The organism is Pseudomonas sp. MPC6, assembly GCF_006094435.1.
In the GTDB taxonomy this organism is placed as follows: domain Bacteria; phylum Pseudomonadota; class Gammaproteobacteria; order Pseudomonadales; family Pseudomonadaceae; genus Aquipseudomonas.
Genome location: NZ_CP034783.1, coordinates 36,546 through 48,868 on the forward strand (window position 1 = coordinate 36,546; position 12,323 = coordinate 48,868).

Annotated in this window: 11 protein-coding genes and 1 pseudogene; 10 read left to right on the forward strand and 2 right to left on the reverse strand. The window is 59.5% G+C overall.

All coding sequences use genetic code 11. The features are described 5' to 3' along the window. Positions 1-95 precede the first annotated feature (95 nt). The gene (locus ELQ88_RS02095; protein WP_138963390.1) at positions 96-953 is read right to left on the reverse strand and encodes an SDR family oxidoreductase; all 858 of its coding nucleotides are present in this window, start codon (positions 951-953) and stop codon (positions 96-98) included. 189 nt (positions 954-1,142) lie between these two features. On the opposite strand from ELQ88_RS02095, the gene exbB reads away from it, so the two are divergent. The 6 genes from exbB (at position 1,143) to ELQ88_RS02125 (ending at position 7,974) form a co-directional block, all read left to right on the forward strand. After that, positions 1,143-2,117: a tonB-system energizer ExbB gene (gene exbB, locus ELQ88_RS02100; protein WP_128874498.1), complete on the forward strand. Its 975-nt coding sequence runs from the start codon at positions 1,143-1,145 to the stop codon at positions 2,115-2,117. Positions 2,118-2,123: 6 nt separating this feature from the next. Then, positions 2,124-2,552, forward strand: coding sequence for a TonB system transport protein ExbD (exbD, locus tag ELQ88_RS02105; protein ID WP_128874499.1), 429 nt, complete (start codon positions 2,124-2,126; stop codon positions 2,550-2,552). Continuing rightward, the gene (locus ELQ88_RS02110; RefSeq protein ID WP_128874500.1) at positions 2,549-3,298 is read left to right on the forward strand and encodes an energy transducer TonB; all 750 of its coding nucleotides are present in this window, start codon (positions 2,549-2,551) and stop codon (positions 3,296-3,298) included. The genes exbD and ELQ88_RS02110 overlap by 4 nt, the downstream gene beginning before the upstream one ends. A 182-nt stretch (positions 3,299-3,480) precedes the next feature. Beyond that, positions 3,481-4,410 (forward strand): hydrogen peroxide-inducible genes activator, encoded by a 930-nt coding sequence (locus ELQ88_RS02115; protein ID WP_064680448.1) that lies wholly within the window; start codon positions 3,481-3,483, stop codon positions 4,408-4,410. 9 nt (positions 4,411-4,419) lie between these two features. Then, on the forward strand, positions 4,420-6,495 hold the full coding sequence (gene recG, locus ELQ88_RS02120) for an ATP-dependent DNA helicase RecG (protein WP_138963392.1): 2,076 nt from the start codon (positions 4,420-4,422) through the stop codon (positions 6,493-6,495). A gap of 78 nt (positions 6,496-6,573) precedes the next feature. Further along, the gene (locus ELQ88_RS02125) at positions 6,574-7,974 is read left to right on the forward strand and encodes an aminoacyl-tRNA deacylase and HDOD domain-containing protein (protein ID WP_138963394.1); all 1,401 of its coding nucleotides are present in this window, start codon (positions 6,574-6,576) and stop codon (positions 7,972-7,974) included. 105 nt (positions 7,975-8,079) lie between these two features. On the opposite strand, the gene ELQ88_RS02130 is transcribed toward ELQ88_RS02125, so the two are convergent. Next, positions 8,080-8,463, reverse strand: coding sequence for a helicase (locus tag ELQ88_RS02130; protein WP_138969479.1), 384 nt, complete (start codon positions 8,461-8,463; stop codon positions 8,080-8,082). A 562-nt stretch (positions 8,464-9,025) separates the two neighbouring features. Here ELQ88_RS02130 and ELQ88_RS02140 point away from each other — a divergent pair. The 4 genes and pseudogenes from ELQ88_RS02140 to ELQ88_RS02155 all read left to right on the forward strand — a co-directional run. After that, positions 9,026-9,256, forward strand: a pseudogene (locus ELQ88_RS02140) (DUF6124 family protein); the annotation flags it as partial. Positions 9,257-9,609: 353 nt separating this feature from the next. Then, a complete protein-coding gene (locus ELQ88_RS02145) occupies positions 9,610-10,959 on the forward strand; it encodes a DUF6861 domain-containing protein (RefSeq protein WP_138963400.1) in 1,350 nt (449 codons plus the stop codon). Positions 10,960-10,976: 17 nt separating this feature from the next. Continuing rightward, positions 10,977-11,594: a GAD-like domain-containing protein gene (locus tag ELQ88_RS02150; RefSeq protein ID WP_128874505.1), complete on the forward strand. Its 618-nt coding sequence runs from the start codon at positions 10,977-10,979 to the stop codon at positions 11,592-11,594. An 85-nt stretch (positions 11,595-11,679) separates the two neighbouring features. Then, positions 11,680-12,297, forward strand: coding sequence for a GAD-like domain-containing protein (locus tag ELQ88_RS02155; RefSeq protein ID WP_138963402.1), 618 nt, complete (start codon positions 11,680-11,682; stop codon positions 12,295-12,297). Positions 12,298-12,323 lie beyond the last annotated feature (26 nt).

The window sequence follows — 12,323 nt, forward strand, 5'->3', positions numbered from 1 at the left end:
CCGGCGAAGGGGCCGTAACATTCAACATCACTGTTGACTGATACACCGCCTTCGCCGGCAAGCCGGCTCCTACAGGTGTTTTGAATGTCCGCAGGTCAGCAGCGACCTTCGAGAATCGCGGCATACCCTTCGCGATAGCTTGGATACTTCGGCATCCACCCCAACGCCTTTACCCGGGCATTGCTGCACTGCTTGCTGCCCGTACGACGCACGCTCGCATCCTCAGCCCACTCCGTCACGCCCAGATACTCACGCAGCCAGCCCACCACTTCCGCCAGGGGTGCAGGGGCGTCGTCCACGCCGATATAAACGTCATCCAGCCCCACACCGCGTCGATCCGCCTCCAGCAGATACGCCAACAGCCCCGCCGCGTCGTCGACGTGAATCCGGTTGCCATACAACGGCGGCTCGATCGCCACGCGATACCCTCGACGAACCTGGGTCAACAGCCACTCACGGCCTGGACCATAAATGCCGGTCAGGCGCACGATGCTGGCGGGGATCCCGCTCTGCAGCGCCACTTGCTCTGCTTCCAGCATCAAACGGCCTGAGTAGCCTGCCGCAATAGTCGGCGAAGTCTCATCCACCCACTCCCCCTCCTGCTGACCGTAAACGCTGCTGCTGGACACAAATAGCACCCGCTTTGGCTGCTGGCCATGCTGCTGCAACCAGCCCAGCACATGCTGCAAACCCTCGACATAGGCGGCGCGATAGCCCGCTTCGTCATGGTCGGTGGCGGCAGCGCTGTACACCAGATAGTCCAGCGGCCCCATGGGCCAGTCAGCCGGACACTGCTCGCTGAACAAGTCACCGGCAACTCCGATGACCCCGGCCGGCAGCCGCGACACACTGCGTCGCAGACCATAAACCTGCCATCGTTCGGCCAGCAATTGCGTGGCCAGACGGCTGCCGACATCACCGCAGCCGGCGATCAAAACAGAGGGCGCGGACATCAAAAAACTCCTTTCGCAAAGCTACAGACTAGCGCCGGCAGTGGACGAGCGGCTAGTAATGCAAGAAAAAAAGATACTCTATTACTTCTGTTAACAAGAATTACTTGCAATAATGCCCGCCACTTTTGTTCTCGGCCTCACGAGGCCTGGAAGAGCATTTACCGATTTTCTTTCTCAGGTCCGGCCAGCATGACACCCAATCAATTCCCCGCTTCGCCAACCAAACGACCTCGCGCCTGGAGCGCAGTGGCCGCCCTGCTGCTCAGCCTGATGCTGGCGCCAACTGCCGCTTTCGCTGACGCACAAGCCCCAACAACCCCGGCCGCTACGGCTGCGGCACCCGCCGATCAAGCGCCAGCTGGCGCACCAGCCGTGACGCCAGCCGCGACTGACCCGGCCCAGGCGGTAGACAGCATCGCCGAAGACGCTCCTGAAGTCCTCGAAGCCGACAACACCCTCGGCATGGCCCACGACCTGTCGCCATGGGGCATGTACCAGAACGCCGACATCATCGTGAAAATCGTGATGATCGGCCTGGCCATCGCTTCGATCATCACCTGGACCATCTGGATCGCCAAGGGCTTCGAGCTGATGGGTGCCAAGCGTCGTCTGCGCACCGAGATCGTCCACCTGAAAAAAGCCACCACCCTTAAAGAAGCCAGCGTGACCGCCACCAAGGCTGGCACCCTGGCCAACCTGCTGGTCCACGATGCGCTGGAAGAGATGCGCCTGTCGACCAACAGCCGCGAGAAAGAAGGCATCAAGGAGCGCGTCGCCTTCCGCCTCGAACGCCTGGTGGCCGCCTGCGGTCGCAACATGAGCAGCGGCACCGGCGTACTCGCCACCATCGGTTCCACCGCGCCGTTCGTCGGCCTGTTCGGTACCGTGTGGGGCATCATGAACAGCTTCATCGGCATCGCCAAAACCCAGACCACCAACCTCGCCGTCGTGGCGCCCGGCATTGCCGAAGCGCTGCTGGCGACTGCGTTGGGCCTGGTGGCCGCCATTCCGGCGGTGGTGATCTACAACGTGTTCGCCCGCTCCATCGCCGGTTACAAGGCGCAGGTATCCGACGCGTCGGCAGAAGTCCTGCTGCTGGTCAGCCGCGACCTGGACCACCAGCCTGAGCGCAGCTCGCAACCGCACATGGTGAAAGTGGGGTAATCGGCCATGGGCCTGCATTTGAAAGAAGGCGCAGACGACGATCTGGCCGAGAACCACGAAATCAACGTCACGCCGTTCATCGACGTGATGCTGGTGCTGTTGATCATCTTCATGGTGGCCGCGCCGTTGGCCACCGTGGACATCAAGGTCGACCTGCCCGCTTCCACCGCCAAACCGGCGCCACGGCCAGAAAAACCGGTGTTCCTCAGCGTGAAAGCTGACCAACGCCTGTTCCTCGGCGAACAAGAAGTGAAAGCCGACGCGCTCGGCGCCACGCTGGACGCCAGGACCCAGGGCAAGAAAGACACGACGATCTTCTTCCAGGCCGATAAAGGCGTGGACTACGGTGACCTGATGAGCGTGATGGACAACCTGCGCTCCGCCGGCTACTTGAAGGTCGGCCTGGTGGGACTCGAGACGGCAGTCAAGAAATGATCACGACGCGCCATAAGCTGACGCGTTACGGCGGGAGCCTGGCCGTGGTGCTGGGCGTCCATGCACTGGCCATTGCGCTGGCACTGAACTGGACCTCGCGCCCACCGATCGAGTTGCCGCCGCAGGCGATGATGGTCGAGTTGGCGCCGATTCCGGCCCCGCCACCGCCGGCACCGCCCAAGGTGATAACGCCGCCACAGCCACCCGCCCCGGTGGAAGAACTGCCAATCCCGAAACTGGCTGAAGCGCCGAAAGCCGAGATTGCCGTGCCGAAGCCGGTCAAACCCAAGCCCAAGCCTCAACCGCCCAAGCCAGTAGAGAAAAAGCCGGAGCCGCCGAAGGAAAAACCTTCCGAGGAAAAACCGGCCGACACTCAACCGACCCAGGCACCGACGGAGAAATCCGCGCAACCGGCACCGGGCCCTTCGGCGGCGCAGCAAGCGGCCAAGGCCAGCTGGCAAGGCACCCTGCTCGCCCACCTGGCCAAGTACAAGAAGTACCCGGCCAGTGCCCAGGCGCGAGGCAAGGAAGGCTTGAACCGTCTGCGCTTTGTCGTGGATGGCGAAGGTAACGTGTTGTCGTTCGAACTGGTGGGCCGTTCCGGCAACGCCGATCTGGACCGGGCCACCCTGGAAATGATCCGCCGCGCCCAGCCGCTGCCCAAGCCACCGGCTGACATGTTGACCAATGGCGCCATCGAAATCGTTGCACCCTTTGTTTACTCGCTGGAAAAGCGCCGGCGCTAAAACACCGCCGACCTACTGCAGGAGCGAGCTTGCTCGCGAAGTAGGCGAACGATAACGCTCGAAACCTGAGACCCCGCGGCGGTCTCAGGTTTTTTCGCGAGCAAGCTCGCTCCTACGTCTGATAACGTGCGTCTATCGATTGCAGCCGGTATGCTTGGCCCGCAACTTCATGGACGCTTGCTATGACCCTCACAGAATTACGCTACATCGTTACCCTCGCCCAAGAGCAGCACTTCGGCCACGCGGCCGAGCGTTGCCATGTCAGCCAGCCGACGCTGTCGGTGGGCGTGAAAAAGCTCGAGGATGAACTCGGTGTGCTGATTTTCGAGCGCAGTAAGAGCGCCGTGCGCCTGACCCCGGTCGGCGAAGGCATCGTGGCCCAGGCGCAGAAAGTCCTGGAACAGGCCCAAGGCATCCGCGAACTGGCCCAGGCCGGCAAGAACCAGCTGACCGCACCGCTGAAAGTCGGCGCCATCTACACGGTCGGCCCGTACCTGTTTCCGCACCTGATCCCACAACTGCACCGGGTCGCCCCGCAGATGCCGTTGTACATTGAAGAAAACTTCACCCACGTGCTGCGCGACAAACTGCGCAACGGCGAGCTCGACGCGATCATCATCGCCCTGCCGTTCAACGAAGCCGATGTGCTGACCTTGCAGCTCTACGACGAGCCGTTCTACGTCCTGATGCCGGCCCAGCACCCCTGGACGCAAAAGCAATCCATCGATGCCGCCCTGCTCAACGACAAGAGCCTGCTGCTGCTCGGTGAAGGCCACTGCTTCCGCGACCAGGTGCTGGAAGCCTGCCCGACGCTTGCCAAAGGCAACGACGGCGCCAAGCACACCACGGTGGAATCCAGTTCGCTGGAAACCATCCGCCACATGGTCGCTTCCGGCCTGGGCATCTCGATCCTGCCGCTGTCGGCGGTGGACAGTCACCACTACGCCCCCGGCGTGATCGAAGTGCGCCCCTTGTCGCCCCCGGTGCCCTTCCGCACCGTGGCCATCGCCTGGCGCGCGAGCTTCCCGCGGCCCAAAGCCATCGAGATCCTCGCTGACTCCATTCGCCTGTGCTCGGTGGCCAAGCCGCCGGCACCGGTAGTTGCCGGTTAAGCCGCAGCCATGACCGAGTTGTCGCAAGTGTCGGTGACGGCGCTCAAGGGTGTCGGCGAAGCCATGGCCGAGAAGCTGGCCAAGGTCGGCCTGGAGAATCTCCAGGACGTGCTGTTTCACCTGCCGCTGCGTTATCAGGACCGTACCCGTGTGGTGCCGATCGGACATTTGCGGCCCGGGCAAGATGCGGTGATCGAAGGCACCGTCAGCGGCGCGGACGTGGTCATGGGCCGACGCCGCAGCCTGGTGGTGCGCTTGCAGGATGGCACCGGCGGGCTCAGCCTGCGCTTCTACCATTTCAGCAACGCCCAGAAAGAAGCCCTCAAGCGCGGCACCCGCATTCGCTGCTACGGCGAAGCACGGCCCGGGGCGTCGGGGCTGGAAATCTACCACCCGGAATACCGCGCCATCACCGGCGACGAGCCGCCGCCGGTGGATGAAACCCTGACCCCGGTCTATCCGCTCACCGAAGGCCTGACCCAGCAACGCCTGCGCCAACTGTGCATGCAGACCCTGACGATGCTCGGCCCCACCAGCCTGCCCGACTGGCTGCCGACCGAACTGGCGCGGGACTATCAACTGGCGCCGCTGGCCGATGCGATCCGCTACCTGCATCACCCGCCGGCCAATGCCGATGTCGACGAACTCGCCCTCGGCCACCACTGGGCGCAGCACCGTCTGGCGTTCGAAGAACTGCTGACGCATCAACTGTCCCAGCAGCGTCTGCGCGAGAGCATGCGCTCCCTGCGTGCGCCGGCGATGCCGAAAGCGTCGAAGCTGCCGGCCAAGTACCTGGCCAACCTGGGTTTCACCCCGACCAGCGCCCAACAACGGGTCGGCAACGAGATTGCCTACGACCTCAGCCAGCACGAACCCATGTTGCGGCTGATTCAGGGCGACGTCGGCGCGGGCAAAACCGTGGTCGCCGCCCTCGCCGCCTTGCAGGCGCTGGAAGCCGGGTATCAAGTGGCGCTGATGGCGCCCACCGAAATCCTCGCCGAGCAGCACTTCATCACCTTCAAGCGCTGGCTCGAACCGCTGGGCATCGAAGTGGCGTGGCTGGCGGGCAAACTCAAGGGCAAGAACCGCGTGGCCGCGCTGGAACAGATTGCCAGTGGCACCCCCATGGTGGTCGGCACCCACGCGCTGTTCCAGGATGAAGTGCAGTTCAAGAACCTCGCGCTGGCGATCATCGACGAACAGCACCGCTTCGGCGTGCAACAGCGCCTGGCGTTGCGGCAGAAAGGCGTCGGCGGGCGGATGTGCCCGCATCAATTGATCATGACCGCCACCCCGATTCCACGAACCCTGGCCATGAGTGCCTACGCCGACCTCGACACCTCGATCCTCGACGAATTGCCGCCCGGCCGCACGCCGGTAAACACGGTGCTGGTCACGGACACCCGGCGGGTCGAAGTCATTGAACGGGTGCGCGGCGCTTGTGCCGAAGGGCGCCAGGCCTATTGGGTGTGCACGCTGATTGAAGAGTCGGAAGAGCTGACCTGCCAAGCCGCCGAAACCACGTATGAAGACCTCACTGCCGCCCTTGGCGAATTGAAGGTCGGGCTGATCCACGGCCGCATGAAGCCCGCCGAGAAAGCCGCCGTCATGGCCGAATTCAAGGCCGCAAACCTGCAACTGCTGGTCGCGACCACGGTGATTGAAGTCGGCGTCGACGTGCCCAATGCCAGCCTGATGATCATCGAAAACCCCGAACGCCTCGGCCTCGCGCAACTGCACCAGTTGCGCGGGCGCGTCGGTCGGGGCAGTGCCGCCAGCCATTGCGTGTTGCTCTACCATCCACCGCTGTCACAGATCGGTCGTCAGCGGCTGGGCATCATGCGCGAAACCAACGACGGTTTTGTCATCGCCGAAAAAGACCTCGAGTTGCGTGGCCCCGGCGAAATGCTCGGCACCCGCCAGACCGGCCTGCTGCAATTCAAGGTCGCCGACCTGATGCGCGACGCCGATCTGTTGCCTGCCGTGCGCGACGCGGCGCAGGCGCTGCTGGAGCGCTGGCCGGATCACGTCAGCCCGCTGCTCGACCGCTGGCTACGCCATGGGCAGCAATACGGCCAAGTGTGAGCAGCGTCGCAGTTTCCAGACCGGCGTGTTAAACATGATGGTTATACTCCTGCAACTGTTCGAGAACGGATCGACACCATGACTGACGCTGCCCTCGCCCCCGAAACTCCGCGTACGCCGTCTGCAATTCGGCTGCTGCTGGGCAAGCAGGGCATTGCCTTTGATGAAGTCTTCGACCACCGCGGCCTGAGCGCCGCGCGCAAAGTGCAGGCGGTTCTGCTCGACGATACGGTCGGCACGCTCATGGTGCTGTTTCCTCAAAGCCAATTGCTGGACCTCCACCGCCTCACCGAACTCACTGGCCGCCGCCTGACCGCCGTGTCCCCCGAACGTCGGGTTAAAATGCTCGGCAAGCACAACCTGAGCCTGCTGCCCGGCCTGCCGGCGCTGACCAGTTCGCCGTGCCTGTACGAAGAAAGCCTGCTGCGCGAACCGACCTTGTTGATCGACTCGGGGGAGCCAGGCGTATGGCTGGAAGTCGCCCGCGAAGACTTCAAAACCCTGCTGACCAAGGCCAGCGCCGCCCACTTCGGCGAAACCCTGACCAGCATCCGCCCCAACCTCGATCGGCCCGACGATGACCGCCAGGAAATCACCCAGGCCGTCCAGGCGTTCACTGCACGACGCATCCAGCAACGCCTGGAAGAGACCATCGAAATTCCGCCCCTGGCCACGACCGCGCAAAAAATCATCAAGCTGCGGGTCGATCCCAACGCCACCATCGACGACATCACCGGCGTCGTCGAAACCGACCCGGCCCTGGCCGCACAAGTCATCAGCTGGGCGGCGTCGCCCTACTACGCTTCGCCGAGCAAGATTCGCTCAGTGGAAGACGCCATCGTCCGGGTGCTGGGCTTCGACCTGGTGATCAACCTGGCGCTGGGCCTGGCCCTGGGCAAAACCCTGAGCCTGCCCAAGGATCACCCGCAACAGACCACGCCGTACTGGCAGCAGTCGATCTACACCGCCGCCGTCATCGAAGGCCTGACCCGCGCCATGCCCCGCGCCCAGCGTCCCGAAGCCGGCCTGACCTACCTTGCGGGTCTGCTGCACAACTTCGGCTACCTGTTGCTGGCCCACGTGTTCCCGCCGCACTTCTCGCTGATCTGCCGCCACCTGGAGGTCAACCCGCACCTGTCCCACAGTTTTGTCGAGCAACACCTGCTGGGCATCAGTCGCGAACAGATCGGCGCGTGGCTGATGCGCTACTGGGACATGCCCGATGAACTGGCCACCGCCCTGCGCTTCCAGCACGACCCGAGCTACGACGGCGACTACGCCGAATACCCGAACCTCGTCTGCCTGGCCGTACGTCTGCTGCGCAGCCGCGGCGTCGGCGCAGGCCCGGTCGAAGACATCCCCGACGCCCTGCTGGAGCGCCTGAACATCAGCCGCGACAAAGCCGACGAGGTCGTCAGTAAAGTGCTTGAGGCTGAACTGCTGCTGCGCGAACTCGCGTCCCAATTCACCCACCCCTGAAAAGCATCCCACAGGATCGCGTCGCTCACCCCATTTGGTAACGACGCAAAACCTGTGGGAGCGTGGCTTGCCCGCGATGAATCCACCTCGGTCTGACTGACCACCTCAAACCTTGGCTTTGGCCTTGCGCGGCTTCAAATACTTGGTCAACCCCTGAAACCAGATCACCAGCGCCGGGTTGCCCTTGATCTGAATCGACTTGTCCTGAATCCCCGTCATAAACGCCAACTGCTTGTTCTTCGCCTGCATCGTCGCAAAGCCATACGCCGCATCTTTAAAGGCAATCGCAAACGCCGGCTCGGCATACACACCGGACTTGCTGATAATGCGCTGATCCTTCACCCGGAAATGCCGCGCCACCTTCCCATCAAGAGTCTGCAGCTGGAACACCAGATCCTTGTCACCCAACTGCTGCTGGAACGCAGGATTAGTCCGGCTGGCCTTACCCATCAACAGACCCAAAACCCACAGAAGAAAACGAAATTTCATACGTACAGCCTCAATGGAAAATGAACGGCCGGCGCAGTGTAGCGGCTCCAAGCGAGAACACCACCATCTCGTTGCGTTAGAAGAAGATGTCGTAGTTTTTGATGACGATGACTACCAAGTCATTACCAGTACTCACCAAAGCAGCGAGGACTTCGACCTTTCTGTAATTGTTGCCGCAGGCTGTAATTTTTTGGCTCTCGGTTCCTTCAATCTTTTCGGAAATTTCCTACATTACGCGGCGCCATCCATGAACTACCCGCCCATTGCTTTCACCGATAACCTCTGGCTGTCACCGAATAATCGGTGACTCGGACGTGCAAGTCCTGAATCGGCACAATCGTTTATGGCTATTCATCGAGCGTTTTCCTATGCTCGCGGATTGTTATGGCGGCTGTGTGTGGGAGACCTTCGGGTCTGCCGGTTTGCCGATTCCGGTCTTGCACACCTATACACAGCTGCCACCTCTTTCGAAGTGCAAGCGAATTGGTGTTAGCTCCTTAATATCGGTACTACTCCAATGATCAAACCAACACCCAATCCCCCAAGCCCCCGAAACGGCCACCTCTTCACCGTTTCCCCCGACATCCAAACCGAAGCCCTCCTGGCCAACGCCTCAGAAGACCTGCTGTCCATCAGCGCCATCGCCGCAGACCTGGCCGACGACGTAGAAGGCCGAAGCCGTTCCGTTGCCTTGGCAATCAGCAGAATGGCCGACGGCGTGTATCTACTGGTGGAACGAGCACTGGATCACATCGACTCACCGAATCCGGCGGCGCCTGCGGTCAAGGCGTAGAGAGATATCGAGGACATCCACCTGTAGGAGCTGGCTTGCCAGCGAAGAGGCCGTGTCAGTCGACATCGCTGCCGGACACCAGTCCACCTTCGCGAACAAGCTTGCGTCTACGCAATGTTGCTAATCACTTCAGAAACAAAAAACGTTCCACTGCATAACGACACCCCATCACGTTGCAACTTGAAACGCGCCATTACCAGTCACCAATGCAACATCCCGAAATAAGGGAAGTTTCCGACAACGGCAAAAGACCCTTCCTACATCCCCCCTTTCAATAACTTGTTAGCGTAATTCGGTAATGGACACCGGGATTATCAACGCACTAACGGGCGAATTGTCAGGAAGACTCTCGAATGTTTTTATCGCACATCGTGCCCACGTGGCGCGAGATTGAAAACCGCATAACTCATCAAATGGGCTATCAAGGAGGAGCCACCTATCGCACGCCATTCAACGAGCGTGCCCCCTCCCTGTCCCTCAACATCCGTCGTATCAACAGTGTCAGGTCTGCGTTCATCCAAGCCGAGTGGGAAGCCGGCCGTCTATTGAGGCAACGTTTCTCTGACCTCGACATCTCCAGCATCCTCAACGAGTTGATCGACGTCGTCAGTCAAATGGCAATGATCGTTGCCGGCAGTGTGTTGATCGGAGGAGCCATTGGTGCGAGTACAGGCGCGTTTCTCGGAGGGGCTGGCGCCATTCCCATGGGAGCCGCCGGTGCCGCGATGGGGTTGCAAGCCAGCACCTGGATATTGGGCATACTCGGCCTGTCGTCCATCGCCGAGTTTTTCGTCGAAGGCTTGCCGCGCATTGGCGAGTATTACCTGACTGGCATCAACACCGCATGGAAAGGCCCTCGGGGAGAGGAAGGATTAAACCCGTTCAGCCGGGACGATCCGTTCGCCCAAAGAAGCGCCGCACATGACATCGCGCTGGGGCATGTGGAGGTCGTCGCCCTGCTGCTGGGCGCCATCGTTGCTTACATTACCCGTGGTCGAGGAAATGCAAACATCCTCGCCCAGGAAATGCGAGCGAGCCCCAAAGGTGCGCGGCTGGGCGCATGGATGCTCAAACATGAAGACGCACTGAAAAAACGACCCGACCTGCAAACCTCGGCACCGCGCAAAGGCGCCCTTGGCCAGCAGGAGCCAGGGCCACCCGCACATCGTCCATCAGGAAAGGAAAAAGACTCCCCCCGTGACAAACCGAACGCAATGCCGCTTCATAAAGTCGAATGTTTCAAAGCGGACAAGCTGCCAGCGTCTAAAATCGGAGAGTTCGAGCGACAGTTGAAGGGGCAAGAGGACGGGCTGAATCGACTGACGGTTGATGAGTATTTGGAGAATATTGCAAATCCAGTGAAGCGCAGCAGATCTGCCGCCAGTCAAGCCCGAGAAGCTTTGGCAGCTCAACTGCAAAAGCGTTTTCAAGGTGAGTTTTCGCAGACCATGGATGCATTCGACGCTGAAGCGGCAGCCATCAAAAAATCCAAGGATACTATGTCAAATCTTGCAGGACTGCATAATCCCGATCTGAGCGCTGGCGGCAAGGATATAATTGGTGACTTCGGTGATCGACAAGTCAATTCCAGTATCGGTCCTCAGTGGAGGCCGAAAATCGCAAACTTGAAGGCTGCGGCTGAAAGCGTTCCCCCATCAATGCGTGAGTCAACCTTCCTCAATGTAAAACTACATAAGTGTTAGTAATAAGGAGGCATGGCGTGGATAAAATATTTGCAAGGTTTATAGAGAAATTCGGTGGACCGGTTGATCGGCAGGAAGTACCGATTTCAAGTATCGACCGTTACAGAGGTAAACTGCCCAATCTGTTGCTGGAATACTGGGCCGAACACGGATGGTGCGGTTATGGTGAGGGAATTTTCTGGATCGTGAATCCTCAGGAATATGATGGGGTGGTGGCGTCCTGGATTGAAGGGACAAAATTTGAAGCGGCTGATAACTATCATCTAATTGCTCGCAGTGCCTTTGGCCACCTGCACCTTTGGGGCGAAAAAACGGGTGCTTCACTTACTATTACGAGTTGTCTTTCACGATATACTACCCACACCTCGATATTTGCAGGAGAGCAATTGAATAAAGAACTGCAAAATTTCTTGCTTTCCACGGAAGTTAGTTACAACAATTATGACGACCTGTTCAAACCGGCAAAGAAAAAGCTCGGCACTCTTCGTCACGACGAGATGTACGGTTTTGTTCCAGCGCTGCTGTTCGGCGGTCCGGACACTCTCGCTCATCTTGAGAAAGTAAAGTCGGTAGAGCATCTGACATTACTGTCTCAGATCGCCGAGCTTCAGCCGTATAGCTTTTCAGATCTTTAAAGCATCAAAGCGCAGATTTCCAAGGAATCACCGATCATTAACACCTATCTCATTGTCAGATTTCATAAATGTTAAGGAAAAAGTAATGGATGAGGTGTTTTCAATTTTTCTGGAGACGTTTGGCGGACCTGTTGATCGGCAGGAAGTACCAGCGTCAAGCATTGAGCGCTATAGAGGCAAGCTGCCTAATCAGCTATTGGAATACTGGGCCGAACACGGCTGGTGCGGTTACGGTGATGGCATTTTTTGGATAGTGAACCCTCAAGAATACGAGGGGGTGGTGACGTCCTGGCTTGAGGGGACGGAATTCAAAGCATTTGATACCTACCACCTGATTGCCCGTGGCGCCTTTGGCGACTTGTATCTCTGGGGCGAAAAAACGGGATTTTCGCTTAAAATAACAAGTGTTCTTTCTCGGGTAGTTATTAAAAGTTTCGACATTACGAATGAGGAGATGGACAGAGAATTACAAAATTTTGTACTTTCCAGGAATGTGGATTCCAACGATTATGGCGACCTGTTCAAACCGGCAAAGAAAAAGCTCGGAACTCTTCGTCACGACGAGATGTACGGCTTTGTTCCAGCGCTGATGTTCGGCGGCCCGGACACTCTCGCTCATCTGGAGAAAGTAAAGGCGGTGGAGCATCTGACGCTGCTGTCTCAGATCACCGAGCTTCAGCCTTACAGTTTTTCAGACTTTTAAAGATGACTATCGCCACGCCCAAGCGT

Excerpts from the sequence above, each read along its gene's own strand:
- ELQ88_RS02095 (WP_138963390.1), bottom strand. The coding sequence starts at position 953 with ATGTCCGCGCCCTCTGTTTTGATCGCCGGCTGCGGTGATGTCGGCAGC.
- exbB (WP_128874498.1), top strand. The coding sequence starts at position 1,143 with ATGACACCCAATCAATTCCCCGCTTCGCCAACCAAACGACCTCGCGCC.
- exbD (WP_128874499.1), top strand. The coding sequence starts at position 2,124 with ATGGGCCTGCATTTGAAAGAAGGCGCAGACGACGATCTGGCCGAGAAC.
- ELQ88_RS02110 (WP_128874500.1), top strand. The coding sequence starts at position 2,549 with ATGATCACGACGCGCCATAAGCTGACGCGTTACGGCGGGAGCCTGGCC.
- ELQ88_RS02115 (WP_064680448.1), top strand. The coding sequence starts at position 3,481 with ATGACCCTCACAGAATTACGCTACATCGTTACCCTCGCCCAAGAGCAG.
- recG (WP_138963392.1), top strand. The coding sequence starts at position 4,420 with ATGACCGAGTTGTCGCAAGTGTCGGTGACGGCGCTCAAGGGTGTCGGC.
- ELQ88_RS02125 (WP_138963394.1), top strand. The coding sequence starts at position 6,574 with ATGACTGACGCTGCCCTCGCCCCCGAAACTCCGCGTACGCCGTCTGCA.
- ELQ88_RS02130 (WP_138969479.1), bottom strand. The coding sequence starts at position 8,463 with ATGAAATTTCGTTTTCTTCTGTGGGTTTTGGGTCTGTTGATGGGTAAG.
- ELQ88_RS02145 (WP_138963400.1), top strand. The coding sequence starts at position 9,610 with ATGTTTTTATCGCACATCGTGCCCACGTGGCGCGAGATTGAAAACCGC.
- ELQ88_RS02155 (WP_138963402.1), top strand. The coding sequence starts at position 11,680 with ATGGATGAGGTGTTTTCAATTTTTCTGGAGACGTTTGGCGGACCTGTT.